Below are 24,111 nucleotides of genomic sequence, written 5' to 3'. Positions count from 1 at the left end.
TATACTTTATGGTATGAACCGAATCGACGTGATCCCGTCGCTCGTGCTCTCCGGATACGCACTGGGGCGCATCGCCGCTCAGGACGCGGGGAACGACGCACCGGCCGCACAATGGCGGATCCTGAACCTCCTCGAGCAGTCAGGTCCGAAGCGGGTCGGCGAGCTCGCTGCCGCGGCCCGGACCACCCAGCCCGGAATGACGAGGCTCATCGGCACTCTCGAGCGCGACGGCCTCGTGCTGAGGTCGCCTGTGCCCGAAGACTCCCGAGCGATCGCCGTCGAGATCACCGCCGAAGGCTCCAGTGCCCTGGCGGACTGGCGGACCGAGTTCCGCGACACGCTCGCGCCCCGTTTCGCCGGCCTCGACGACGACGACTGGAACACCCTCACGCGCGCCGCCGAGATCCTCGCCGCGCACACCGCCATCGAATCGACAGGAGCACACCGGTGACCCGCACCACCACATCCATATGGAAGCAGCCCGCACAGGTGTGGGCGGTCGCGTTCGCCTGCGTCGTCGCCTTCATGGGGATCGGTCTCGTCGATCCGATCCTGCCCGCCATCGCGGAGTCTCTGCAGGCGAGCCCGTTCGAGACCGAGCTGCTGTTCACGAGCTACCTCGCCGTCACAGGCCTCGCGATGCTCGTGACGAGCTGGATCTCGAGTCGCATCGGGGCCAAGAAGACGCTGCTGATCGGACTCGCGCTGATCGTGCTGTTCGCACTGCTGTGCGCGCTCAGCGGCAGTGTCGACGCCGTCATCGGCTTCCGCGCCGGATGGGGACTCGGCAACGCCCTCTTCATCTCGACCGCGCTGGCCACCATCGTGGGCGCGGCATCCGGAGGCAGCGCCGCCGCCATCATCCTCTACGAGGCCGCGCTCGGGCTCGGCATCGCCATCGGACCGCTGCTCGGCGGCATCCTGGGCGAGCAGAGCTGGCGCGCCCCATTCTTCGGCGTCGTCGTGCTGATGGCGATCGCCTTCCTCGCCGTGCTCGTGCTGCTGCGCGGGCCGGAGGGCCCCCGCACCCCCGTGCCGTTCTCCGCCCCGTTCAAGGCGCTCGGACGCCCCGCCCTGGCGATCCTCGCCGTCGCTGCGTTCTTCTACAACATCGGCTTCTTCATCCTGCTGGCGTTCTCGCCGTTCCCCCTCGGCTTCGGGGCGATGGGCATCGGCTTCACGTTCTTCGGATGGGGCGTCGCACTCGCGGTGACGAGCGTCTGGGTCGCTCCCCTGCTGATGCGCCGGATGCCGCGCACCCGGGTGATCCTGCTGGTCCTCCCCCTGCTCGCGATCGATCTCGTCGTCGCCGGTCTGCTCGTCGAGTCGGCCGCGGCCCTGGTGACCTGCATCGTGATCGGAGGACTCCTTCTCGGCATCATGAACACCGTGCTCACCGAAGCGGTGATGGAGGCGACCGACCTCCCGCGCTCCGTCGCCTCGTCGGCCTACTCGTCAGTGCGGTTCCTCGGCGGCGCCGTCGCTCCGCCTCTCGCCGCGGCCCTCTGGCACGCGTTCAGCGCGACGATCCCGTACTTCGTCGCAGCCGTGGCCGTTCTCGTCGCCGCGCTCGTGATCTTCCTCGGCCGCTCGACGCTCGCGCACATCGACGATGAGCCCGACGATGCGACGGTCGAGGATGCCGAGGCGATCCTGCTGGGCGATGCGGGCTGATCAGCTCGTGCAGTGCCGCACGAGCCTGCTCGCGTTCGATACGGTGGGGCCATGACCGCCCTCCCCGAACGCAGCAGACTCGTGCAGCAGCACCTCGACGCGGCGGGGATCCACACCGAGATCAGGGTTCTCCCCGAGTCGGCGCGCACTGCCGCCGAAGCCGCCGCCGCGATCGGATGCGAGGTGGCGGCGATCGCGAACAGCCTGATCTTCGTCGCCGACGGCTCCCCCGTGCTCATCATGACGAGCGGCGGACACCGCGCCGACCCCACCGCGCTGGCGCTCGGCATCGGAGCGCGTGAGGTGACCATGGCACCGGCGGCCCTCGTCCGTGAAACCACCGGCCAGGCGATCGGAGGCGTCGCACCCGTCGGGCACCCTGCGCCGATCCGCACCTACATCGACGAGGCTCTGCGCTCCCACGAACAGATCTGGGCAGCCGCGGGACACCCCCACACCGTCATGCCGCTGACGTTCGCCTCGTTGCAGGAGCTGACGCACGGAACGGTTATCGCCGTCGCCTGAGCGGGGTCACTTCACAGTGACCGTGATCTCCGCCGACCTGCGATCCTGAGGATCGTCGGGGACCGAACCCCGGAACTGATAGTCGAACCGCACCACGGTCGTTCCGCCCCCGATCGCCGCGAAGCGGTAGGTCATCTCGCTCGGCGCGCCCGTCTCGCCCTCCTCGCCGAGGTAGCGATTCCGCTCGTCGCCCTCGTCGAGGACCATCGGATCCGGCTCGCGCGTGAGCACCCAGGCCTCTCCGACTGACGCGTTGACCTCGCCGAACTCCACGATCAGCGCCTCGCCTGGCGCGAGAGACACCGAGGACGTCGTGTAGTCCACGCGCTTCTCGACAGTCGCGGCGCACCCCATCAGGCCCAGCCCGAGCGTCGTCGCCACCAGGACCGTCACTGTCGCCGTCCGTACATCGTGCATCGCCACCCCCGAGCGTTGGCATCACGCTAGCGCAGGCGAGGACATGTGGACAGATGCAGAAAAGCCCCGATGACTGGCGAGAGTCATCAGGGCTGATCCGTGCACCCCCTCGGACTTGAACCGAGAACCCACTGATTAAGAGTCAGTTGCTCTGCCGATTGAGCTAGAGGTGCGTGGCCCGGGAATTCCCCGGCCGAGGAATTACATTACCAGCCGATCACGCCGAGACGAAATCGGGGCGAGCTCTCCGTGCGCGCCGCGCGTGTCGCTCGGTTTCCGCGGTCCTCGGTCGGCCGGTTCCGGGCGGTTATCCTGAGGATGTGACCTCACCCCCTCGCACCGCCGATCTGTCCGTGGACCTCGATCTGGCGCTCCGGCTCGCAGATGCCGCCGATGCGCAGTCGCTGTCACGTTTCGACAGCGCCGATCTGCAGATCTCCACCAAGGCCGATCGATCGCACGTCACCGACGCCGATCTCGCCACCGAGCGGGCGATCCGCGAGATCCTCGCGGCCGAGCGACCGGGCGACGGGATCTTCGGCGAGGAGTTCGGCACGGAAGGCAGCACGGAACGGCAGTGGATCATCGACCCGATCGACGGCACCGCGAACTTCCTGCGCGGAGTTCCGCTGTGGGGCACGATGATCGCCCTCGCCGTCGACGGCGTGCCGCAGGTGGGCGTCGTCAGCATGCCCGCGCTCGGGCGGCGCTGGTGGGCCTCGACGGGGTCCGGAGCCTGGACGGCGACGCCGGACGAGCCTCGGCGCCTGCGCACATCGTCCGTGTCCTCTCTGGACGACGCCAGTGTCAGCTTCCAGAGCATCACGCAGTGGGCCGACGCCGGCCGCCTGCCGCAGCTGCTGACTCTCGCCGAGCGCGTCTGGCGGGATCGAGCGTACGGCGACATCTACGCATACATGCTCCTGGCAGAGGGGCGCCTCGACATGGTCGCCGAGTTCGGCGTCAAGGAGTACGACATCGCCGCCGCCGTGCCGATCGTGCGCGAGGCCGGAGGACGCATGACCGGCTTCGACGGCGCCGAGACGATCTCCGACCTGTCGACACTCGCCAGCAACGGCATTCTTCACGATGCCTTCCTCGAGCTCCTGCACGACTGATCTTCGCGAAGGCCCCCGATGACTCCCCGCATCACATCCGCCGCCCTCGGCGCTCTGCTCCTCGCGGTCGTGATGGCCGGATGCTCCGCCGCGGCGCCCGAATCGGCAACGCCCTCCCCCGAGGCACCGGAACCGTCTGCGTCCGTGTCGACGCAGCCGGCGACGACGCCGACGCCGGCTGCCACGCCCGCGGTCCCGACGTGCGAGACGATGATCTCGGAGGGGACCGTCGACGCACTCACAGAGGTGGGCTGGACGGCCGAGCAGGAGGAGGAGTTCGTGATCGGCGACGTCACCATGTCCGACGGGCTGCTGTGCTTCTGGGCGGACTACTCGGTGCCGTCCGACCACGGTCAGCTGTACGGCTGGTCCGCGATCACTCTCGAGGACGCGACTCGCGCGCAGTCGTCTCTGCTGGCGCAGGGATGGACGCGTGAGGACGGCCCTGACGGCATCTACATCACTGAAGACCCTCAGTTCTCGATGGGCACCGACGACGCCGGATACGGCATGACCTATCTGTTCGGCGACGGCTGGGTGAAGTTCGCCGACACTCGTGAGGGACTCATCCTGATCGACTGGGCGGGTTGAGCAGCCGCGCCGTGCGAGGCAGGCGACGGTAGTGTCGCAGGCATGACTCGAGGGGCCTCGCTCGTGGAGATCGCGTCCGAACTGTACACGGGCGCCCTCGACGAGTTCATCACCGCGCGGAACGCCCGTGCCGGCGCGACGGCAGCACGCGACCCTGCCCTCGCCGCGCAGATCAGAGAGCTCCGCAAGCCGTCCGTCGCGGCGTGGGTCGTGAACATCTTCGCGTCGGAGAGACGGGAGCAGCTCGCCGAGGCCCTCGAGCTGGCCGAGCAGCTGCGAGAGGCTCAGGACGACCTGGATGCCAGCGCCCTCAGCCGACTCGGCCGAGATCGACGGGCACTCACCGTCCGCCTGGCCGCTGCTGCCGCGGAGCTCGCCGAGGCTCGGGGCGAGCGGGTGACGACTGCGACGAGGGAAGCGGTGCAGCAGACCCTCTCAGCAGCGTTCTTCGATGCGGATGCCGCCGCCGCCGTCTCGTCCGGTCGACTCGTACGCGCTCTCGAACCGCGCGGCGCCTTCTCGGACGCGATGGAGTCGATCGTGGGAGGCGGAGCTCCCGGGGCGCCCGCACGCCAGGAGAAGCCTGTCGACGAGCTCGACGCCCGGCGCCGACGTCGCGAAGCCGAACGCCTGCTGCGAGACGCCCAGCAGGCCCACGATCGGTCCGCAGCGCGAGCAGCGGCGGCGAGTCGCGAGCTCCGCGAGATCACGCGCACCGCCGAAGCGCTGTCATCCCGTGCTGCGTCGCTCGAGAAGGAGCTCGCGGCCGTGAGACGCGAGCAGGAGCTCACCCGCGACGCCGTCGAGCTCTCAGAGAAGGAGCAGCAGGAGGCCTCGGAGCAGCTGGCTGCGGCAGACGACGTGCTGAACCGTGCAGAGAGCGCCGTCGGCCTCCTCGACTGATGTCGGGCCGACGCAAGTGGTCCGGGAACCGAGACGCCTCGGAAGTCGCGTCTGTCACCGATGAGCCTCGCACGGCCCCCGGCGAGGCTGTTCAGAGCTGATCGAGAAGGAGCTCTCCGCGCGCGTTCAGCTGCTCCATCATCTCGGTGACGCGATTCGGGTCGATCGACGTCGGCTGAGGATCATCGAACTCGATGACGAGGGGGATGCTCGGGTGGACCCAGATCGACATCCGTCCCGCCGAAGACTCCGGCTTCGACAGCCATGTCATCATGAAGCTCTCGTTTCGCCGAAGCTTCGTCGCTATGACGATCTTGAGGTGCGCCAAGGTGCCGTCTTCGATGACGATAGCCGGACGCGAACTGTTGTATTCGAGGGAACCCATTGGGTCAGCCTACGCGGACGGGCGCGACGCGGAGCGTGCCTGCGAGACCTCTTTTCTCTCGCTAAGCAGACGACTCGCCTAGCTAGCGAAAAGACCGCGAATGTGTCAGCATTTGGACATGAATCATGTGGTGATGCTGATCCAGTCCAGGTCAGGCATGATCCATGTGGAGGGGTGCACCGAACTCGATCACGATACGGATTCCTCCACCGCCGTGAGAGTTCGACGCGATGAGATCGGCAAGATCGGGCCGTACAGTCGCTGCACCCGCTGCGCTCCGCCGGTGCCGGAGAGCTCCCCGAATCGCAGCTCCACACCCCGAAGAGCGGGCGCCCTCACGCACGACGATCTCGGGCGCGAGACCGTCCTGGGGCGCATCGAAGGCATCCGTCATCACGCTGATGAGGTTCAGGTCAGCTTCGACCACGCGACGACGTGGTCGTTCGCACCGACCGATCACCTCTCTTTCTACGTACCTCTGGACCACCGTCGCGATGACGACGTCGATGACCTCGAGAATCGGCTCGACGAACGTGCGACAGCCGCGGACGTGGGCAGGGTGTCGGCGGGGATCACCGATTGTCGAATCGTCTACGACGCACAAAAGGCCCGCCTCCCTAGCGCTGACTAGGGAGGCGGGCCTCATTGCTTGTGACAGCGACCTGGTGGAGCTGGGGGGAATCGAACTATGCCCCGTGCCGCACGAGCACATCACTTCCGCAGAAACGTGCGGAACAAGCGGCAGCAAGCGATGGCATCCGCACGTGCCCGATGGGGCGATCTGTGGGCAAAATGTGGGCACGCGGTTACGCTGCGCGCCTCCCTCGTCGCGCGGCGTGCTTCTCAGAGCGATCTCTGACCTCCCGTGCCGTGATCGGGTGAGCGCGGATCCCGTCGAGCGACGAGGCGGCACGGATCAGCAGCTGGTAGTAGCGGGGCGGTGAGACTCGGAGTCTTCGTCTGATCGCCTCGCCCTTGTCGGGCGTGTGCGGCGGCCACTGGGATTCGAACTCGAGGAGTTCTTCAGGCGTCACGGTCGCCGATCTTGCCGCCGGCCACCGACATTTCCGCCGTCGCGCGGCGTGTGGGATCGTGGTCGGCATGCGCATCTTCCTCGCCGTGTACGCGGTCCTCGCTCTCGCCTTCGCCGTGGTGGTCTGGATGATCACCGGCGGAACCGCGGCGGCCGTCATGGCGCTCCTCGGCGCAGCGCTCGTCGGCGTCGTCCTGTGGCTCGTTGTTCGCGCATTCATCCCGACTAAGCCGCGGGGCACGGACGTCGGCGGTCAGTCCTAGACTCGGACTCACTCGGCCGGAGGAAGGACATCCGGTCATGCCATCTCGAGGACTCTCCCCCGACACGATGCTCAGCATCCAACTCGATGCGATCTGCTCCCGGAACCGATACACGCAGGACCCGGCGCCCGTCATAGAGGGGCTGCGTGCGGCCGCCGGCGATCGTATCGACATCCTGACCGAGTCGGTCGGCATCTGGGTCGGATTCTTCGACGACGACTACGTGCACACGCTGTGCGAGGGGCTGCGCGAGCTCCCCGGCCTTGAGCCTCGGATCGCAGAGGGCTCCCGCCGTCGATCGTTGAAGGGCCACACGACGCCGGCGCTAGGAATCCGCCACGCTTAGACAGATAGACAGCTATCAATCGTCGTCCGTGTTCTCAGGCTTTCCATAGGGCATCGGCAGCCGCCCCGCGTTATATGAAGGAACCGAATGCGCGCGAATCGACCCGTCCATTAGAGCTGACCGCTCTCTCAGCGGAGACCTCCAAGGTCTTACCCATCAGGGGCGACTTCAGCAGTTCGACTTTGCCGAGAGACGGCCCGAAAGACACGGCGAACTTCTGGTAGACCATCCCCGCTACATTGTGTACGGACAAGCCGCGAATGGATGCGACAGGGTGATCGTAACTGCGCTTGGGGGGTCCTTTCTCACCGATCTTCGGCAGGAGTTCAGCCAGGGAGTTTGAAGCCACGGCGGCCGCCAACCACAGCCCGTGCTCACTCAACGTCCTCCCATGGCCTGAGAAGAGACGAGTTTGAGAGATCTCATCGGGATGCTCACCGCCAAGGTGTGACCCGTACGCGTTCCCGTACTGGATGACAAGCTTCTCCCACGTAACTTGGCGATAAGGCTGATCGGTCAGCGAGATCGTGAAGAAGCGCGTTTGAAGCCACTCGAACAGTGAAAAGGAAACGTCCGAATCCCAGCCAATCGGGTCCGGGAACGAGGATTCTTCCCCTCCATACCCGGGGTCGAGGGTACCGATCCAGTCGGAGCGCGGGAAGAGAGCGGATTCGTCGACGGGGAACCCACCAAAGGCGAAGGCCACGTCGCGTTGCGTGGGCGCCGGGTACTTCACTTTGACTCGCGGCGCGTCGAGCTTCTCCTGTGAACAGAGGCGCTGTACCGCTTTGTCGCCGCGGCCGTTCGCGAGCAACGTCCGCGTGACTGCAGCCACGTCGAACATGGCGTCTTGATCGCCCGCCTCCCAGGCAGACAGGTGCCGGTGAAGTCGCCGGCTCAGGCTGGCCACGCCTTCCCGCAATTCGTCTCTGGTGAGTTGCTCTCCGCCTACCTTCGCCACGCGACACACCATATCCGCCTGACCGCGCTGCAACGACGAATGACCCCACCCGGCCCGAAGGCTAGGTGGGGTCTAATGAGCAGGTGTCGCGGCGCTCAGTGGTTCTCGTGGGCGACGATGACGGGCGGTTCAGCGGCGCGCTCGACTGCGGGAGCCGAGTCGCGGGTGACCAGCGCATAGGACGCGTTCACGATGACGATCGCGAGGAGCGCAAAGAGCCACCAGTCGGTGATCGGCTCCTTCGTGATCGCGTAGTACAACACGACCACGAGCGCGGCGAGTACCAGGGAGACGACGATCGAGACGGCCTTCTTCTGCCACGACTTCTTCACAAAAGGCAGGGCACCGTTCAGCGCGGCGACCACGTACGGGGCGAAGAAGCCGAGCAGGGTGAGCACGCCGAGCGGCGCGACTGGGATTGCGATATCCATCATTTCTCCTTGTCAGACAGCGCGTCGGCGAACCCACTCGGGCGGAATGGTGTCTTCGATCTCCGCGATGTCTGCGGGGCCGAGGTTGGGGGTATCTCCCCCGGGCCACTGGTCGAACAGTGCTCGGAGAATGCGGGCGACGGCCTGCATCTTGCGGGTGTCTTCCTTCCGCACATCGGACAGTTGCTTCTCGATGGCGGAGAGCTTCTCGTCGGTGGCGGTCAGGTCGGCTCGGAGTCGTCGGTTCTCGTCGACGAGCTCCTGCCAGCCGGGAAACTGCTTCTCGTGTCGAGCGGCCTCGGCGGCTGCCTCAGATGCGCCCCTGTCTCGGCGCTTACCCGCGAGCAGAAACCATCTGCCGAGGAGCGAGACGATCGCTCCGGGAAGGACGTACTGGAAGATCAGTTCAACCATCGGAGTCCCCGCGCCGGATGAGGGTCACGATCCTCGTCGTCAGGAAGACCATGAAGCCGAGGGCGATCACCGAGTACGCGAGCCGCTCAACGTCGCCTCCGAGGATCAGCACGATCGGGGCGAAGGCGTAGACGGCGAGTAGCGCGACGACGCACATGGCGCCGCTGAACTCGATCCGCCACCACATTTTTCCGTGTCGAGCCGATCGTCGCGAGCGTTCCGGTCGGCACCATGCCGAGCGCACAGAACGACGAGCACGACGCGGAGGTGACCTGATCCAGCGTCGGTGCGGTGGCGATCGCGACCGCGACCCCGAGGAGCGTGGTGAAGATGTACTTCGTCACCATCGCCCCTCGAGGGATCACGATCGGCTCGCCGCCCCACCGACGCAGTCGGCCGCGCATCAGCTGACCGGCACTGCCGTCTTGGCGTTGCCGATCGCCTTCTGCAGGTCGGTGATCGACCTCGCGAGACCGGCATCGGCGAGCGTCTCTCGCTGCGCCTTCGCCATGGTCCGCGTCCAGGACGTGCCCTTGCCGAAGCGGGACTCGTTGTCGAACGCCTGGCTGCGGAACGTCGACTCCATCGCGGCCCACGGAACCTTCAGCGATGCGACGACCGCAGTGAGTGCGTCGTTCTCGACGGTCTTCGCCGGGCCGAAGATTCTCTCGAGCGCGGCGAGCGCGGGGCCGGTTGCGATGTAGTCGGTGGACTCGTCCGTCATGAGCCAGCAGGCCCCGTTCGCGGCCCATCGGATGATCTTCATGTCTTCGTCCTCCTCAGGGACAGGTGGTGCGGTGGGGTCGGGGTCGTGGCGGTGGTTGTCGAGGTGCAGGAAGTACTCGAAAGAGCCAGGGCTCGACCAGGGTCCGTTTGCCGTTGACCCACCGGTAGACGGTGCGGCGCCAGCCGTGGTCCTCGAGGATCGCCATGATGCGCTGGGCCTCGTCGGAGTCGATCGAGAGGCCCTTCTGGCGCTCAGATGGGGTGTTCGGGTTCAGGGCGATCGGCCAGCCGTCGCGGAGGTACTTCTGCCAGTGCTCGTTCTGGCGACCCCAGGTGCGACCGGCTTCGGTGATCTGCAGCGGGTGCCCGGTCTGCCGGTCGATGCGGCGGATCGATGCGGCGGCAGGGCGGCTCAGCCAGCCGCGCCCGAAGCCGAGGTCGACCATCTCGCCCGTGTATGTGAATGCCACGGTCAGGCGTCCTCGAACACGAGCTCGTGACCGTCGTCGCCGAGACGGACGTTCACAAGGCCGTCGCCGCTCAGATCGTCGCTGCCGCCAATGTCGAGCGTGATGCGAGGCGGCACACCCTCAGCGGTCAAGATCGCGCGGACCTGGTCATGGCCAGGAGGTTGAGCATCTGTCACGGGGCCTTTCCTTTCGTGTGAAGAGTCGCGTGTCGCGGATCGGATAGATTCGGCAGCGTGCATCTGGACTACTCACTCGGCGAAGATCCGCGCGCCTTGGGCACTTACTGCCGGGAGGTTGTCACTCAGGGAGAATTCACCTGGATGGCATGGGTAGCTCTCACAGAGGAGATGAGGAAGCCACCAGAGAGTCCGCGCGACCACATGGCATGTTTCGCGTACGCGCAGATGATGCTTTCGGCCGTCGCACAGATCTCGAAGGTGTTCTGGCCACCGGTGAACAAGCGGGACTGGACACCCGAACACATTCAGTTCACTAAGGCTCGAGGGCTGAGGATGCGGGAGCTGTTGAAACCGGATCCGCGTCTGAAGAATCGTGCCGTTCGCGATTCGATCGAGCACTTCGACGAACGACTCGACAGCTTCTTCCTCAGCAGCCCCGGCGCCCCGATTGCGGACCACAACATCTTCCCCGAGCACTATCTCCACAACGGCTACGAGGACAAGCCGTACATGACCCTGAGACGCATCGACCCTGAGACCGCGGAGATCGCAGTACTCAACGTCAAGGTGTCGCTGCGAGACCTATACGTCATGGTGATGGAGGTCGCTGCACGAGCAGAGAAGTACTCCTCCTGAGCGCGCACCCCCTACGGTGGGGGCATGTCGGATGATGGGTCGCGTCGCGCGTGCGCGTTCTGCGGGCAGGTAGCGAAGCTCACGCGGGAGCATCTCTTCAGGGATTCCTTGCGGGGTCGGATTCCGGCATCGCCGAGACTGCTGCGGGTTCGCCGGCCCGGCGATGACGAGGCCGAGCACACACGGATGCCGGTGTCGATCTTCGAGGTCACCGTGCGCGAGGTCTGCGGCACGTGCAACAGCGGTTGGATGAACGACATCGATGTGGAGATCGAGCCCGTGCTCGTTGCCCTGGCAAACGGACAACGCCAGGACATCCCCGCTCAGAGCGTCGCTGCTTTCAGTCGCTGGGCGTCACGCGTCGCACTGCTGCGCACGATGAGCGACCGGAGCAGCAATGGACACGCAAGTGCGGCTCTGTTCCACGAGCTCTACCGCACTCAGCTGCCGCCCTCCGGCACCATCATCCGTATAGGTGCACTCCCACAGCTCGCGTTCGAAGGTGGCTCCAACGGCTACGCCCATGGCGTCGTGGATGACCGTCACACGGCTATCGCCGAAGGAGACCCACGGTCCACCGTGAATCTCGGCACGTGGGGTATCGGGTTCCTCTACGTCCACGTGATCCTCTCCTTCCCCGGCAGAGGCCGAGCCCTCGCGAACCACATCGACTCGCGCATCCGGCGCATGGAGCCACGCCTGGTGAAGGTGTGGCCGAACCGGCGGCGCGCCGTCACCGTTCGAAACCTGATCCCGCCCAGCGATCTCGAAAGCATGGGCAGCATGCAGTACTTCCTGCACGGGCGGGCGCCGATCGTGCCCGACTACAACTCCTGACGACCTCTGAGGCTCAGAGCTCTGCGCCGTCGTAAGGCCCAGAACTTGAACCGCAGGAACGCCGGAGCAACGAGCGTCGAACCGGCTACACGGATCCCGGCGAGGGTGTTCCCCATGAGGATCCCCTGCTGCGATTCCGTGAGCCGGACGCTCATCAGGTCGACACCTGCGCGGGAGACGCGCACGCGGTCTCGCTCGCGGATCAGCCGCCATGTGGCTGTGTCGCCGCGTCCTGCCGGGTTCGTCATGCTCTTGAGCGTGATGTTCCCGCCGTCCGCGGCCGGTCGGATGATGAGCAGCGACAGCAGGGTCTCCGTCATCGTGAACGCGAGCTGCACCGTCACCGCGGACGAGTTCACGTTCATGGTCAGACCGATCGACGGCCACGGATCCGCACCCGACGGGGTGAGGATGTCCGCTTCGACGATGCCGCTTTCTGCCTGCACGTTCACGAGCGGTGTGCAGGCGGGGGTGATGAGTCGGCCGGAGCCGTTCAGTGTCGCCGCCGTCAGCCCGGAACCGTGCGTCCACCCCGGACCGGTGTCCGGGGTGTAAGCGGCGAGAGTCGTCCCCGCCGCGCCATCGAACAGCGACTCGTGCACCGCGCGCACCTTCGGCGGCGCCCATCCCAGCTCACGCAGTCGAGCAGCGACGACCAGTGCCGCCAAGCGGTAGGCCTGCGCCGTAGGGTGCACGCGGTCGACGCGGAGTGACGGCGGCACCAGGTCGTTCGCGATGTCCGCGAGATCGCCCGCCGTCGGCGTTATGCCCGCGGTGGCGAGGCCGTAGTCGATCAGCCACTTCCGAATGTTGATGAAGCGTCGACCGTGAGCCAGCAGAAGCTTCGTCTCGGTCGCGACCACCGCCGTGTGCGCGGCGGTGCCGATGATCTGCGGGTCGCGGTTCATCGAGCCGAGCACTAGAGAAGCGCACCGTTCCATTCCCGGCGTTCCTCGCCGCCGCGCTCGAGCGACAGTGCGAGGGGAAGGCGAAAAGCGATCTGGTGTTCGGCGACGCGAACGGGCACTACCTGCGCAGAGCCAAGACGAGTGAGGGCGCCGGATCCTGGTTCGCCCGCGCGACGGAAGAAGCTCGCCTCGAGCGCCTCACCCCGCATGACCTACGTCACACCGCGGCGTCGCTGGCGATCAGCTCGGGCGCGCACGTGAAGGCCGTGCAGCGGATGCTCGGCCACAAGTCCGCGGCGATGACACTCGACACGTACGCCGACCTCTTCGACGACGACCTCGACGACGTCGCGAACCGACTGGACGAGCGTGCGACAGCGGCAGATGTGGGCAAAGTGTGGGCAGGCCTCGCCGCCTGACGAGTTATCCACAACGCAAAAAAGGCCCGCCTCCCTAATGGTGATTAGGGAGGCGGGCCTCATTGCTCGTGACAGCGACCTGGTGGAGCTGGGGGGAATCGAACCCCCGTCCAACGCTGAGTCTCCACGCCTTCTCCGGGCGCAGTCTGTGCAGACGTTCTGCTCGGCTCCGACCTTTGTCACAGACACCTAAGTCGACAAGCCCAGCCTGGGAAGAGTCCCACGTGACGTCCAGACGCCATCACGCAGCAAGATTCCTAGATGACGCCAGGATCCGTATCGGAATCACATACGGCCTGACGGACTATCGGGCTCGCTTATGCAGCGAGGGCGAAGTCGTTGCGCTTGGTTTCGGCAACTATTTTTTTGCAGAGAGCGTTTACGAGATAACTCTGCATCCTCGGCCCGCTTCTCGTGGATTCACAGGCGCTGTCGAAACCGATCAGCCCCGTGGTCCTTCTCTCGAAGGAGCCGCTGTCACACTGTGGAGTTTCCAACCCGGGAAACGAAGTACCCGAGCATCACAGACTACAACGTTCATCGCTGCTCCGCCATTCCGCGGGTCGACACACTGCTGGCGTAGAGTCGCCCCATGAGCGAAGTGACCATCACCGTCCGCGGCGAGCACGAGGCGAGAGTCGCGCCCGAGCGCGCCACCATCCGGGTCACGGTGCGCACCGAGGGACCGGAGCGTGCATCCGTGGTGGAGCGCGTGATGCGCCTGACCGAGCCCGTGCGCGACAGCATCACCGGTCGCAAGGAGTCCGGCACGATCGTCGACTGGACGAGCACCCGGCTCGCCATGCGGGCCGAGCGGCCGTGGAACAGCGAGGGGAAGCGGCTCGACCCGGTGTACTACGCGAGCATCGACCTCACCGCGACGTTCACCGAGGCATCCGAACTGTCGATCTGGGTCTCCGACATCTCTCCCTGGGACGGGGTCGAGGTCGGCTGGGTGAACTGGCATCTCACGCCCGACACCAACGCCCGTATCGAACGCGATGTCGCCGCACAGGCCGTGGGCGTGGCCGTCTCGCGAGCGCAGGCCTACGCCACCGCCCTGGGACTCAAAGATGTCGTTCCCGTGGAGATCGCCGATGTCGGCCTGATCGCTCCGACGCCTGCCCAGCCCTTCGCGGGCATGGCGAAGGCACGGGGGTTCCTGCAGGAATCCGCCGCTCTCGCCGATGCGTCGATGGCTTACGAGCCCGACGAGATCGTCATCAGCACGACGGTCGAGGCACGGTTCCTGGCGCGCTGATCGGACTCAGACGTCCGCGTCGGCGGCGAACCGGGCGAGGTCCGCGGCAAGGCGCTCGGACACACGAGCATGCACCGCTGTTCCGCCTTCGAGATGCTCGACCGAAAGCAGCATCCCCGTCTCGTGGATCGCCGCGACGAGGTCGCCGCGATCGTACGGAACGAGCGCATGGATCTCGACCGCCGGCTTCGGAAGGGCCTCTTCGATCGCTGCGCGCAGCTCCTCGACGCCTTCACCCGATCGCGAGGAGACGAAGTGGGCCTTGGGCTCGAGCCCACGGAGGACGAGCCTCTCGCCCTCGTCGATCAGGTCGGCCTTGTTGAACACCACCAGCTCGGGCATGTCCCGCACGCCGACATCGCCCATCACATCGCGGACGGTCTGCAGCTGCCCGGCGGGGTCCGGGTGAGACCCGTCCACGACGTGCAGCACGACGTCGGCATCCCCGACCTCTTCGAGAGTCGAGCGGAACGCCTCCACGAGTTGGTGCGGCAGGTTGCGGACGAAGCCGACGGTGTCGGTGAGCGTGTAGACACGGCCGTCGGAGGTCTCCGACCTGCGTACGGTCGCATCGAGGGTCGCGAAGAGAGCGTTCTCGACCAGAACGCCCGCACTCGTGAGCGCGTTCAGCAGACTCGACTTGCCGGCGTTCGTGTAACCGGCGATAGCGACGGACGGAATCGTGTTGCGCCGGCGCTCCGCGCGCTTGGCTTCCCGAGCCGGACCGAAGTCGCGGATCTGGCGACGCAGCAGCGCCATCTTGGTGCGGATGCGGCGACGGTCGAGCTCGATCTTCGTCTCACCGGGGCCACGCGAGCCCATACCGGCTCCACCGGCGCCGACCTGCCCACCGGCCTGTCGGCTCATGGAGTCGCCCCAACCACGCAGACGTGGGAGCAGGTACTCGAGCTGCGCCAGTTCGACCTGCGCTTTGCCCTCACGACTCTTCGCATGCTGACTAAAGATGTCGAGGATCACTGTCGTGCGATCGATGACCTTCACCTTGACGACGTCTTCGAGTGCGCGGCGCTGGCTCGGCGCGAGCTCGGTGTCAGCGATCACGGTGTCCGCACCGGTGGCGGCGACGATGTCCTTGAGCTCCTGGGCCTTGCCACGTCCGATGTACGTCGCGGCATCCGGATGCGGACGACGCTGCAGCACACCGTCGAGCACGACGGCGCCCGCGGTCTCCGCCAGGGCGGCGAGCTCGCGCAGCGAGTTCTCAGCATCCTCCTGGGCGCCCTGCGGATACACGCCCACCAGCACGACGTTCTCGAGCCGGAGCTGCCGATACTCGACCTCGGTGACATCCTCGAGTTCGGTCGACAGACCGCCGACACGCCGCAGTGCGTGCCGGTCCTCGAGATCCCACTGGTCACCGTCCGACGAGGCGTGCGAGGCGGTGGACTGATCCTGCAGCGCCTGGGCTGCGCCGAAGACACGAGGTTCTGTGCGCTTCTCCGCATTCGCGAGCACACGCTCGACTGCTCCGTCGTCCGTGGTGGGTGTGGTGCTCTCCGTCATCCGGTCCTTGTCTCTGGGTTTTGTTGCGAGCCTTAACCTTAGCCCGCACTGTCCGCTACGCTCACGGTATGGGGTCCGACCATTACTTCACTGCGGCCCCGGCAAGCCCCGAGAACCTGCGCTCGCTCCGTGTGACGCTCGCAGGCCGTGAGCTGGACGTCACAACCGCTGGTGGCGTCTTCAGCCCGGATCGGCTGGATGCCGGTACTGCCGTTCTACTCACCAACATGCCGCCCGTCCCGCCGGGTGGCAATCTTCTCGACCTCGGCAGCGGTTGGGGTCCCATCTCTCTCTCGATGGCACTCGCGTCGCCGCACGCCACGGTCTGGGCCGTGGATGTCAACGAGCGCGCCCTCGACCTCGTTCGCCGGAATGCGAAAGCGTTGGGCCTCACCAATGTCAACGCGTCTCTGCCCGGAGATGTTCCCGAAGACGTGACGTTCCGCACCATCCGCTCCAATCCGCCGATCAGGGTGGGCAAGAACGAGTTGCACGGTCTGCTGGAGAAGTGGATCCCTCGACTCGACGAGCGCAGCGACGCGTGGCTCGTGGTCCAGCGCAACCTCGGTGCGGATTCCCTGCATCGGTGGATCGCCGCGAGCTTCCAGCCCGGGTTCAGCGTGCATCGGACCGCGACCGCCAAGGGATACCGCGTGTTGAAGGTGCGTAAGCACGGGTCACCGCCGACGGAGCCGATCGCCCTGGCCGGGCTCGACGCCTGACCTCAGCCGGACTCACCCCCGCAGGAGGTCCGGAAGCAGCCGCATGTCTGAGAACACCGCAGTAGCCCCTGCCTCATCCAGCCACTCCGCAGGCGTGAGGCCCCCGGAGTAGCCGAGAACGCGCATGCCCGCTGCTCGAGCGGCCGCCACGCCGAAGCGGCTGTCCTCGATCACCACACATCGGGACGGGTCTGCGCCCAGCTGCGCTGCGGCATGCAGGAAGAGATCAGGGGCGGGCTTTCCCTCGCGCACGTCCTGCGCACTGAAGATCCTGCCGTCGAAACGATGCAGCAGTCCGGTCAAACCGAGTGATCTGCGGATCTTGTCGTGCGAGCCGCTCGACGCGACACACACCGTGGTCTCGATCTGATCGAGAGCGCTCGACACCCCAGGAACCTCGACCAGTTCGCGCTCGAACGCGTCGACATACCAGGGTTGGTAGGGAGCTTCCCAGTCCTCAGGAAGCGCCCTCCCGAGGTGCTGTTCGATCTCCGCACGGAAGTGCGCGGCGGATCGGCCCACGAACCGGTGGAGGATCTCCTCGTTCGTGAGCGACCATCCGAGGTCCGCGAGGACGCGGCGGTCGATGTCGACGGACAGCCGCTCGCTGTCCACCAGGACTCCGTCGCAGTCGAAGATCACGCCGTCGATCGCGTCGGCACGAGTCATCAGACGAGGTCGACCTCACCACTGAAGACCAGTTGCGCGGGGCCAGAGAGGGCGACATGCTCGCCGTCCTCCGCGGGGAACATCCGGACGCCGAGGATGCCACCGGGCACTTCGACTCTCCAATGGTTCGGTGCCTGCTCCCCCGCCCAGTAGCGCACCGCGAGGGCCGTGGCCGCGACGCCGGTGCCGCAGCTGAGGGTCTCACCTACGCCACGCTCCGACACGCGCATCCGGACGTGACCGATGCCATCGCGAACGAGAGGCTCACCGGGGACGACGAACTCGACGTTCGCGCCGGCGGGGAGGCGCGGTTCGAGTTCTGGCGCGCGGTGCAGCTCGAGCGACGCGAGCTCGACATCCGAGGCAAGTGCGACGACGACATGAGGGTTGCCGACGTCGATGCCGAGTCCGGGGCGCGTGACCGCCAGTCCTTCCGCCGTCACGAGGGGATTGTCGCCGGACAGCTTCCACAGCCCGAGGTCGACCTGGTAGCCGGTCTCGCTGCGCGTCACGTCGCGAACGCCTGCCCGCGTTCCGATCGGGAGTGTCGCTCCCGCCTCGATCGTCGCGAGGCCGGAGCGCACGAGGTAGTGCGCGAACACGCGGATTCCGTTGCCGCACATCTCGGCGATCGAGCCATCCGCATTGCGATAGTCCATGAACCACTCGGCGTTCGGTTCCTCGTCGAGCGCGGCCTGGCCTTCAGCGATCGCGTTGGATCGCACGACACGGAGGATGCCGTCGGCTCCGATGCCGAAATGCCGATCGCACAGCACGGCGACCTGTTCCGGCGTGAGGTCGAGAGCACCGTCGGGGTCGGCGATGATGACGAAGTCGTTGCCGGTGCCGTGTCCTTTGGTGAATGCGACCATGCCACCAGTCTAGAGATTCTCGTCAGGCGTCGACGACGAGGCGCTTACCGGTGTTCGACACTGTGAACTGCTCATATCCGAGCCCCTCGTAGAAGCCGAGAACACCTTCGTTGCCCTCGCGGATCATCAGTTGGACCTTGGGGCAGCCCATCGCGAGAAGCAGGCGCTCCGCCTCATCGACCAGCGCACGGGCCACGCCGCGACCACGATGCGAGCGCGCGGACGCGAGGTAATAGAGCCAACCGCGGTGACCGTCGTATCCGGCCATGACACTTCCCACGATGGTCGAGCCGAGGTTCTTCTCCCCCGCGGCCTCCGCGACGAGAAAGAGCTCCGGCTGCACGGCGAGCTTGCGCTCGATGTCGAGCCGCGGATCGTTCCATGGCCGGGTGAGCCCGGCGTCCGACCACAGCTCCACGACGGCATCGGTATCGGCTCGGTCGAAAGCGCGGACCGTCCAGCTCATCCGTGTGACTCCAGGCTCGAGGCAACGTGACTCTTCACCACACGGTATCGACCGCACATGAAGTTGCGGTTGCGCGCCACTTCGACGACCTCGAGGTCGAGTGCCCTCGGCAGCAGCGGCGCCCCCGACCCGAGAGTCACCGGCGCATACTGCACCCAGACCTCGTCGAGCAGACCCGCATCCGCGAACTGGCCCGCGAGGTCGCCGCCTCCGACCACCCAGACATCCTTGCCGCCCGCGGCCTCGACCATCTCTGTGTGCAGGTCGACCACGTCGCCCTGTGCACGGCGCACGTCGGCCCCCGTGGGGATCTGGATCTCGCGATGCGCGAAGACCCAGGTCGGCTGCGTGTATCCCCAGCGTCCCCCCTCGTTCCGCATGACCCATTCGAAGGTCGACGCTCCCATCGCGAGCGCGCCGACCTCCTTCTCGAACGCCGCATAGGCCATCGGCCCGTCTTCGTCGATCTCCTGCTTCAGCAGCCAGTCGAGTGAGTGCTCGGTCGTCGCTATGAAGCCATCGAGGCTGGATGCGGTGTAGTACTTGGTCGCCATACTCCTAGGCTCCCACTCATCACGGACATTCAGCGATCCAGAAGGTCCGTGGCTCGGATCGGCGCGTCAAGCCAGGAGAGTTCCGGATAGCGCTTGAACCACGAGACCTGACGTCGCGCGTACCGGCGAGTGAGCGCCTGCGTCTCGGCGATCGCTTCCGCACGCGTGAGACGGCCGTCGAGCTGTGCCAGCGCCTGCGCATAGCCGATGGCGCGCTGAGCGGTGACACCCCTCTCGAGCCCGTGTGCGCGCAATCCCTCGACTTCGGCGACGAGCCCCTGCTGCCACATGCGCTCCACCCTGGCGTCGAGACGCTCGACGAGGGCAGCACGATCGACATGGACTCCGATGATCAGCGTCGTGGGCTTCCACAGCTCAGGGCGGGCAGGCAGCGCCGCTCCATGAGTGCTGCTCCCCTGCTCGAGGACTTCGAGGGCGCGGACCACACGCCGGCCGTTACGGGGATCCACGCGTCGGGCCGTCTCAGGGTCCATCGTCCGGAGGCGTTGGAGCAGGACCTCGATGCCCTGGTCCTCGAGCTCGCGCTCGAGGCGCTCGCGGATCGCGGCATCGCGCGGCGGGAAGGCGAAGTCGTAGACGACACTGGAGACATAGAGGCCGGAACCGCCGACGAGGATCGCGTCTCCCCTCTGCGCCTGGATCTCGTCGATCGCCGCGCGGGCGCGCGGTTGATACCAGGCCACTGCCGCCTCTTCATCGACATCGCGAACGTCGAAGAGATGATGAGGGATTCCTCGGCGCTCTGCTTCGGTCACTTTCGCCGTGCCGATGTCCATGCCTCGATAGAGCTGCATCGCGTCGGCGTTGACGATCTCCGCAGGATTGCCGCGGTCACGCAGTGCCTCTGCGAGATCGAGTGCGAGGTCGCTCTTTCCCGTGCCGGTCGCGCCGACGATCGCCCACAATCGCGGCTGAGCAGAGACCTCGGACCCTGCGTCGGTCACACGCCCACGCGAAGGGTCGGAAGTCCGAGCGAGACAGCGCGCGGCGATCCGTCAGCGATCGGGGCCGGGGCGGCGCACGAATCGGCTTGACCACGATCCCATGCGTCGCCACCGCGCGTGCGCCTGATGCGAAGCGGGGAGCCCGTCGGGTCGTCGGCGAGCAGGTGGAAGGGTGCGGCATGGGTGATCGTGACGGTGACGGCGTCACCCGGACGCGGGGTCACCGACTCGGGAGTCACCTCGAAGTGCACCAGCCTGTTGTCGCGGCCGCGCCCCGTGAGGCGGTGGGTCTCCGCGTCCTTCTTGCCTTCGCCCGTCGAGACGATAACCTCGACGTCGCGTCCGACCTGCTTCTGATTCTCCTCGAGCGAGATCCGCTCCTGCAGAGCGAGAAGGCGGTTGTACCGCTCCTGCACCACGGCCTTGGGGACCTGATCGTCCATCGTCGCCGCGGGTGTGCCTTCGCGGATCGAGTACTGGAACGTGAAGGCACTGGCGAACCGTGCCTGCTCCACGACCCGCATGGTGTCTTCGAAGTCCTCGTCGGTCTCACCGGGGAATCCCACGATGATGTCGGTGGTGATGGCGGCGTCAGGGATTCGGTCGCGGACGCGATCCAGGATTCCCAGGAACTTCTCGCTGCGATACGAGCGCCGCATCGCCTTGAGGATGCGGTCACTGCCGGACTGCAGCGGCATGTGCAGCTGAGGCATGACATTCGGAGTCTCCGCCATGGCGTCGATAACGTCGTCGGTGAAGGCGGCGGGGTGCGGGCTCGTGAACCGGATGCGTTCCAGACCCTCAATCTCACCCGCAGCGCGCAGCAGCTTGCCGAACGCCTGGCGATCGCCGAACTCGATCCCGTAGGAGTTGACGTTCTGCCCGAGCAGCGTGACCTCGATCGCGCCGTCATCGACGAGCAGACGGATCTCGTTGAGGATGTCGCCAGGACGCCGATCCTTCTCCTTGCCGCGGAGACTGGGCACGATGCAGAAGGTACAGGTGTTGTTGCAGCCCACAGAGATCGAGACCCAGCCGCTGTGCGCCGATTCGCGCTTCGTGGGAAGCGTCGACGGGAACACCTCGAGCGACTCGAGGATCTCGAGTTCTGCCTCACCGTTGTGGCGCGCGCGCTCGAGGAGGCTCGGAAGGGAGCCCATGTTGTGCGTGCCGAAGACCACATCGACCCAGGGGGCCTTGTCGATCACGGCCTGCTTGTCCATCTGCGCGAGACATCCGCCGACCGCGATCTGCATCCCGTCCTTGCGGCGCTTCACCGCCGCCAGCTGACCGAGGGTGCCGTAGAGCTTGCCCGCGGCGTTGTCGCGCACGGCGCAGGTGTTGATGATGACGACATCGGCTTCGTCGCCGTCGGTCGCGCGGACGTAGCCGGCGCTCTCGAGAGAACCTGACAGTCGCTCGGAGTCGTGGACGTTCATCTGGCAGCCGAACGTGCGCACTTCATACGAGCGCTGGCGTCCATCGACGTCGATTGCTGCTGACGACGACGCGATGATCGTCGGTTCACTGCGCGGGATACTCATGATGCTCCCATTCTACGAGCGACCGTCGACGCGACCGCTCCGATGCGACCTGACGCTCCGAAGCGACGCGAGTCCGTGTGCGGTCAGTCCGACTCCACGAACCGCACTCCCGTCGTCGGACGACCGCGCGAGACCTCGGCGAGGGCTGCCTTCGCCGCCGACATGGCGACCGAGCCGTTGTATCCGCGGCGGGCGAGCTGCCCCACGAGACGACGAAGCGCGGTGTCATGCTCGAGCCGAGCGAGGGATGAGGCTTTCGTCCTCGCGAAGTCGAGAGCGCGAGCGGCGTCATCGTCAGGAAGCTCGGAAAGCGCCGAATCGATCACATCGCGAGGGATGCCCCGCTGCGCGAGTGCGCGGGACAGAGCGACCCTCCCCTGCCCCTTGCGCTCGAAACCGGCCCTGATCAGCTGCTCCGCGAGCGCGCCGTCATCGAGGTATCCCCGGCGCTCGAACTCGTCGAGCACATCGTCGATCTGCGACGATTCGAGTCGCACCCCATTGCGTTCGAAACCCCGAAGGACGAGACGGGCTTCGGAGATCGACAACGAGCGGGTGCGAAGCTTTCGCACCAGCAGCTCTTCGGCGGAGGTGCGGGCCTCGTCGGCGCTCGGCGCATCTGCTGCCTCCGCCGGGGCGCCTTCCGACTCCAATGCACGCAGGCGGACCGGAGCGCGCCCTCCCCCGCGGGCAGGGTGCCTCTCGCTGGGAGATCCGGGGATCTCTCTTCTCGAGGTGTCCTCGATTCGACCCCGATCTGCCGCATCAGAGTGCTCACCACTCCATGTCGAACGCCACGACACGGCACCCGTGGCTGCCGTCGAGTCGGTCTGCTCTTCTGCCGAGAAGGGAGACGCTGCGGAGGAAACCGTCGAGGAGACATCCGTCTCGACGGCCTCAGCCGACGGGGAATCTGCTGACGCTCTAGCCCCGAAGAGAGGGATGACGGGAGCGAGTCGCTCGGACCCGCTCCCGCCGTCACGATCACTCATGATCAGGCCGGGCGACGCTCGGCGAGCTCATCAGCAGGAGCGTCGGCTACGGCGCCGCCGATACCGAGCTTCTGCTTGATCTGCGTCTCGATGGCCAAAGCGATGTCGGGGTTCTTCAGGAGGAACGACCGCGCGTTCTCCTTGCCCTGTCCGAGCTGATCGCCGTCGTACGTGTACCACGAGCCCGACTTCTTCACGATGCCGTGCTCGACTCCGAAGTCGATCAGGCTGCCTTCTCGCGAGATGCCGACGCCGTAGAGGATGTCGAACTCGGCCTGCTTGAACGGCGGGGCCATCTTGTTCTTCACGACCTTGACCCTGGTGCGGTTTCCGACCGCGTCGGTGCCGTCCTTCAGCGTCTCGATGCGACGGATATCCATGCGGACGGACGCGTAGAACTTCAGCGCCTTTCCACCCGCGGTGGTCTCGGGGGATCCGAAGAACACACCGATCTTCTCTCGCAGCTGGTTGATGAAGATCATCGTGGTGTTCGTCTGGTTGAGCCCACCGGTCAGCTTTCGCAGCGCCTGGGACATCAGTCGAGCCTGCAGACCCACGTGAGAGTCACCCATCTCGCCCTCGATCTCGGCGCGCGGCACGAGAGCAGCGACGGAGTCGATGACGATGAGGTCGATCGCGCCCGAACGCACGAGCATGTCAGCGATTTCGAGCGCCTGCTCACCGGTGTCGGGCTGGGAGACGAGAAGAGCATCGATGTCGACACCGAGCTTCGCGGCATAGTCAGGGTCGAGCGCGTGCTCTGCGTCGATGAAGGCGGCGATGCCGCCGGCACGCTGTGCATTCGCGATCGCATGCAGCGTGAGAGTCGTCTTACCCGAGGACTCCGGACCGTAGATCTCCACGATGCGACCACGCGGGAGCCCTCCGACGCCGAGCGCGACATCGAGGGCGATGGAGCCGGTCGGGATGACGGCGACGGGGGCGCGCTCGTCGCTGCCCAGCCGCATGACCGAGCCCTTTCCGAACTGACGGTCGATCTGGGCGAGTGCGGTCTCGAGGGACTTCTCGCGGTCAGCGGGTGATGGCATGACGTGCTCCTTATGCTCGCATGGTGCCGCCTGTAGGCTGTCGCGGTCCTCCCGGTTGGGCGGAACTCTCCGACAAGGCGTATGGCTCTTCGGCTTGTCTTCACCGTACGAGGTGCCTCCGACATTGCGTCGCGGGCATCCACGAAGTCGGGATGACGGTACTTCTGAACCACTTGTGCAGAACACTACGCCCGGTTCGAACACATCTTCGACGACACGCCGAGAATTCGGAGGCGAAATCCGCAGCGCCTCGAACG

Annotated in this window: 33 protein-coding genes, 1 tRNA gene, 1 other RNA gene and 1 pseudogene; 14 read left to right on the top strand and 22 right to left on the bottom strand. The window is 66.2% G+C overall.

Annotated features, from left to right (window positions below; genetic code table 11):
• Window positions 1–13 precede the first annotated feature (13 nt).
• The 3 genes from HWD99_RS04465 to HWD99_RS04455 are packed head-to-tail and all read left to right on the top strand — an operon-like array spanning window position 14 to window position 2,199.
• A complete protein-coding gene (locus HWD99_RS04465; protein ID WP_241795041.1) occupies window positions 14–451 on the top strand; it encodes a MarR family winged helix-turn-helix transcriptional regulator in 438 nt (145 codons plus the stop codon).
• Window positions 448–1,674, top strand: coding sequence for an MFS transporter (locus HWD99_RS04460; RefSeq protein ID WP_241795040.1), 1,227 nt, complete (start codon window positions 448–450; stop codon window positions 1,672–1,674). Before HWD99_RS04465 ends, HWD99_RS04460 begins: the two co-directional genes overlap by 4 nt.
• A 51-nt stretch (window positions 1,675–1,725) precedes the next feature.
• Window positions 1,726–2,199, top strand: a complete 474-nt coding sequence (locus HWD99_RS04455) for a YbaK/EbsC family protein (protein WP_241795039.1) — start codon at window positions 1,726–1,728, stop codon at window positions 2,197–2,199.
• 6 nt (window positions 2,200–2,205) lie between these two features.
• Here HWD99_RS04455 and HWD99_RS04450 read toward each other — a convergent pair whose 3' ends face one another.
• Window positions 2,206–2,616 carry a protease inhibitor I42 family protein gene (locus HWD99_RS04450; RefSeq protein WP_241795038.1) on the bottom strand — a complete coding sequence of 137 codons (411 nt, stop codon included), beginning with the start codon at window positions 2,614–2,616 and terminating at the stop codon, window positions 2,206–2,208.
• Window positions 2,617–2,716: 100 nt separating this feature from the next.
• Window positions 2,717–2,789, bottom strand: a tRNA-Lys gene (locus tag HWD99_RS04445).
• 147 nt (window positions 2,790–2,936) lie between these two features.
• On the opposite strand from HWD99_RS04445, the gene HWD99_RS04440 reads away from it, so the two are divergent.
• Genes HWD99_RS04440 through HWD99_RS04430 form a run of 3 tightly spaced genes read left to right on the top strand, consistent with a single transcriptional unit; the run spans window position 2,937 to window position 5,228 of the window.
• Entirely contained in the window at window positions 2,937–3,734 is a 798-nt protein-coding gene (locus HWD99_RS04440) for an inositol monophosphatase family protein (protein ID WP_241795037.1), read from the top strand.
• An 18-nt stretch (window positions 3,735–3,752) separates the two neighbouring features.
• Window positions 3,753–4,325 (top strand): hypothetical protein, encoded by a 573-nt coding sequence (locus tag HWD99_RS04435; protein ID WP_241795036.1) that lies wholly within the window; start codon window positions 3,753–3,755, stop codon window positions 4,323–4,325.
• A gap of 42 nt (window positions 4,326–4,367) precedes the next feature.
• Entirely contained in the window at window positions 4,368–5,228 is an 861-nt protein-coding gene (locus HWD99_RS04430) for a transposase (RefSeq protein ID WP_241795035.1), read from the top strand.
• Between the two features lie 91 nt (window positions 5,229–5,319).
• Here HWD99_RS04430 and HWD99_RS04425 read toward each other — a convergent pair whose 3' ends face one another.
• On the bottom strand, window positions 5,320–5,613 hold the full coding sequence (locus HWD99_RS04425) for a hypothetical protein (protein WP_241795034.1): 294 nt from the start codon (window positions 5,611–5,613) through the stop codon (window positions 5,320–5,322).
• Between the two features lie 118 nt (window positions 5,614–5,731).
• Here HWD99_RS04425 and HWD99_RS04420 point away from each other — a divergent pair, with 118 nt between their 5' ends.
• Complete coding sequence (locus HWD99_RS04420; protein WP_241795033.1) at window positions 5,732–6,244, top strand: hypothetical protein; 513 nt, start codon at window positions 5,732–5,734, stop codon at window positions 6,242–6,244.
• Window positions 6,245–6,419: 175 nt separating this feature from the next.
• Here HWD99_RS04420 and HWD99_RS18755 read toward each other — a convergent pair whose 3' ends face one another.
• On the bottom strand, window positions 6,420–6,716 hold the full coding sequence (locus tag HWD99_RS18755; RefSeq protein ID WP_374205448.1) for a DUF3263 domain-containing protein: 297 nt from the start codon (window positions 6,714–6,716) through the stop codon (window positions 6,420–6,422).
• On the opposite strand from HWD99_RS18755, the gene HWD99_RS04415 reads away from it, so the two are divergent.
• On the top strand, window positions 6,715–6,909 hold the full coding sequence (locus tag HWD99_RS04415; protein ID WP_241795032.1) for a hypothetical protein: 195 nt from the start codon (window positions 6,715–6,717) through the stop codon (window positions 6,907–6,909). The genes HWD99_RS18755 and HWD99_RS04415 overlap by 2 nt on opposite strands.
• A gap of 37 nt (window positions 6,910–6,946) precedes the next feature.
• Window positions 6,947–7,255 (top strand): hypothetical protein, encoded by a 309-nt coding sequence (locus HWD99_RS04410; protein ID WP_241795031.1) that lies wholly within the window; start codon window positions 6,947–6,949, stop codon window positions 7,253–7,255.
• Window positions 7,256–7,325: 70 nt separating this feature from the next.
• Here the strand turns inward: HWD99_RS04410 and HWD99_RS04405 are convergent, their stop codons facing one another.
• From HWD99_RS04405 to HWD99_RS04375, 7 genes are all read right to left on the bottom strand, one after another.
• A complete protein-coding gene (locus HWD99_RS04405; protein WP_241795030.1) occupies window positions 7,326–8,216 on the bottom strand; it encodes a hypothetical protein in 891 nt (296 codons plus the stop codon).
• Window positions 8,217–8,311: 95 nt separating this feature from the next.
• Window positions 8,312–8,650: a hypothetical protein gene (locus HWD99_RS04400; RefSeq protein WP_241795029.1), complete on the bottom strand. Its 339-nt coding sequence runs from the start codon at window positions 8,648–8,650 to the stop codon at window positions 8,312–8,314.
• Between the two features lie 9 nt (window positions 8,651–8,659).
• Complete coding sequence (locus tag HWD99_RS04395; RefSeq protein ID WP_241795028.1) at window positions 8,660–9,061, bottom strand: hypothetical protein; 402 nt, start codon at window positions 9,059–9,061, stop codon at window positions 8,660–8,662.
• Entirely contained in the window at window positions 9,054–9,248 is a 195-nt protein-coding gene (locus HWD99_RS04390) for a hypothetical protein (protein WP_241795027.1), read from the bottom strand. Before HWD99_RS04390 ends, HWD99_RS04395 begins: the two co-directional genes overlap by 8 nt.
• Window positions 9,249–9,464: 216 nt before the next feature.
• Window positions 9,465–9,827, bottom strand: a complete 363-nt coding sequence (locus HWD99_RS04385; RefSeq protein WP_241795026.1) for a hypothetical protein — start codon at window positions 9,825–9,827, stop codon at window positions 9,465–9,467.
• A gap of 13 nt (window positions 9,828–9,840) precedes the next feature.
• Window positions 9,841–10,257: a hypothetical protein gene (locus tag HWD99_RS04380; RefSeq protein WP_241795025.1), complete on the bottom strand. Its 417-nt coding sequence runs from the start codon at window positions 10,255–10,257 to the stop codon at window positions 9,841–9,843.
• Between the two features lie 2 nt (window positions 10,258–10,259).
• A complete protein-coding gene (locus HWD99_RS04375) occupies window positions 10,260–10,433 on the bottom strand; it encodes a hypothetical protein (RefSeq protein WP_241795024.1) in 174 nt (57 codons plus the stop codon).
• A 57-nt stretch (window positions 10,434–10,490) separates the two neighbouring features.
• Between HWD99_RS04375 and HWD99_RS04370 the strand changes: the two genes are divergently transcribed.
• A complete protein-coding gene (locus HWD99_RS04370) occupies window positions 10,491–11,072 on the top strand; it encodes a hypothetical protein (RefSeq protein ID WP_241795023.1) in 582 nt (193 codons plus the stop codon).
• A 192-nt stretch (window positions 11,073–11,264) separates the two neighbouring features.
• On the top strand, window positions 11,265–11,909 hold the full coding sequence (locus HWD99_RS04365; RefSeq protein WP_241795022.1) for a hypothetical protein: 645 nt from the start codon (window positions 11,265–11,267) through the stop codon (window positions 11,907–11,909).
• Here HWD99_RS04365 and HWD99_RS04360 read toward each other — a convergent pair.
• Complete coding sequence (locus HWD99_RS04360) at window positions 11,897–12,817, bottom strand: hypothetical protein (RefSeq protein ID WP_241795021.1); 921 nt, start codon at window positions 12,815–12,817, stop codon at window positions 11,897–11,899. The genes HWD99_RS04365 and HWD99_RS04360 overlap by 13 nt on opposite strands.
• A 14-nt stretch (window positions 12,818–12,831) precedes the next feature.
• Here HWD99_RS04360 and HWD99_RS04355 point away from each other — a divergent pair.
• Window positions 12,832–13,236, top strand: a pseudogene (locus HWD99_RS04355) (tyrosine-type recombinase/integrase); the annotation flags it as partial.
• A gap of 80 nt (window positions 13,237–13,316) precedes the next feature.
• Here the strand turns inward: HWD99_RS04355 and ssrA are convergent.
• Window positions 13,317–13,686, bottom strand: a transfer-messenger RNA (tmRNA) gene (ssrA, locus tag HWD99_RS04350).
• Between the two features lie 142 nt (window positions 13,687–13,828).
• Between ssrA and HWD99_RS04345 the strand changes: the two genes are divergently transcribed.
• Entirely contained in the window at window positions 13,829–14,497 is a 669-nt protein-coding gene (locus tag HWD99_RS04345; protein ID WP_241795020.1) for an SIMPL domain-containing protein, read from the top strand.
• Between the two features lie 6 nt (window positions 14,498–14,503).
• On the opposite strand, the gene hflX is transcribed toward HWD99_RS04345, so the two are convergent.
• Complete coding sequence (gene hflX, locus HWD99_RS04340; RefSeq protein ID WP_241795019.1) at window positions 14,504–16,021, bottom strand: GTPase HflX; 1,518 nt, start codon at window positions 16,019–16,021, stop codon at window positions 14,504–14,506.
• 68 nt (window positions 16,022–16,089) lie between these two features.
• Here hflX and HWD99_RS04335 point away from each other — a divergent pair, with 68 nt between their 5' ends.
• Window positions 16,090–16,743, top strand: coding sequence for a class I SAM-dependent methyltransferase (locus HWD99_RS04335; protein ID WP_241795018.1), 654 nt, complete (start codon window positions 16,090–16,092; stop codon window positions 16,741–16,743).
• Between the two features lie 12 nt (window positions 16,744–16,755).
• Here the strand turns inward: HWD99_RS04335 and HWD99_RS04330 are convergent, their stop codons facing one another.
• The 8 genes from HWD99_RS04330 to recA all read right to left on the bottom strand — a co-directional run bounded on the left by HWD99_RS04330 (window position 16,756) and on the right by recA (window position 23,854).
• On the bottom strand, window positions 16,756–17,412 hold the full coding sequence (locus HWD99_RS04330; protein WP_241795017.1) for an HAD family phosphatase: 657 nt from the start codon (window positions 17,410–17,412) through the stop codon (window positions 16,756–16,758).
• A complete protein-coding gene (gene dapF / locus HWD99_RS04325) occupies window positions 17,412–18,284 on the bottom strand; it encodes a diaminopimelate epimerase (protein ID WP_241795016.1) in 873 nt (290 codons plus the stop codon). Before dapF ends, HWD99_RS04330 begins: the two co-directional genes overlap by 1 nt.
• 22 nt (window positions 18,285–18,306) lie before the next feature.
• Complete coding sequence (locus HWD99_RS04320) at window positions 18,307–18,750, bottom strand: GNAT family acetyltransferase (protein WP_241795015.1); 444 nt, start codon at window positions 18,748–18,750, stop codon at window positions 18,307–18,309.
• Window positions 18,747–19,304 carry a dihydrofolate reductase family protein gene (locus tag HWD99_RS04315; RefSeq protein ID WP_241795014.1) on the bottom strand — a complete coding sequence of 186 codons (558 nt, stop codon included), beginning with the start codon at window positions 19,302–19,304 and terminating at the stop codon, window positions 18,747–18,749. Before HWD99_RS04315 ends, HWD99_RS04320 begins: the two co-directional genes overlap by 4 nt.
• A gap of 29 nt (window positions 19,305–19,333) precedes the next feature.
• Window positions 19,334–20,269, bottom strand: coding sequence for a tRNA (adenosine(37)-N6)-dimethylallyltransferase MiaA (gene miaA, locus HWD99_RS04310; RefSeq protein WP_241795013.1), 936 nt, complete (start codon window positions 20,267–20,269; stop codon window positions 19,334–19,336).
• Window positions 20,266–21,813 (bottom strand): tRNA (N6-isopentenyl adenosine(37)-C2)-methylthiotransferase MiaB, encoded by a 1,548-nt coding sequence (gene miaB / locus HWD99_RS04305; RefSeq protein WP_241795012.1) that lies wholly within the window; start codon window positions 21,811–21,813, stop codon window positions 20,266–20,268. The genes miaA and miaB overlap by 4 nt, the downstream gene beginning before the upstream one ends.
• 83 nt (window positions 21,814–21,896) lie before the next feature.
• Window positions 21,897–22,466 carry a regulatory protein RecX gene (locus tag HWD99_RS04300; RefSeq protein ID WP_241795011.1) on the bottom strand — a complete coding sequence of 190 codons (570 nt, stop codon included), beginning with the start codon at window positions 22,464–22,466 and terminating at the stop codon, window positions 21,897–21,899.
• A gap of 341 nt (window positions 22,467–22,807) precedes the next feature.
• On the bottom strand, window positions 22,808–23,854 hold the full coding sequence (gene recA, locus HWD99_RS04295) for a recombinase RecA (RefSeq protein ID WP_241795010.1): 1,047 nt from the start codon (window positions 23,852–23,854) through the stop codon (window positions 22,808–22,810).
• Between the last annotated feature and the right edge of the window lie 257 nt (window positions 23,855–24,111).

This window comes from Microbacterium sp. C5A9, assembly GCF_022627955.1.
Lineage (GTDB): Bacteria > Actinomycetota > Actinomycetes > Actinomycetales > Microbacteriaceae > Microbacterium.
Note: the sequence above shows the minus strand (reverse complement) of the source record. Positions and strands in the feature narration are given on the sequence as shown.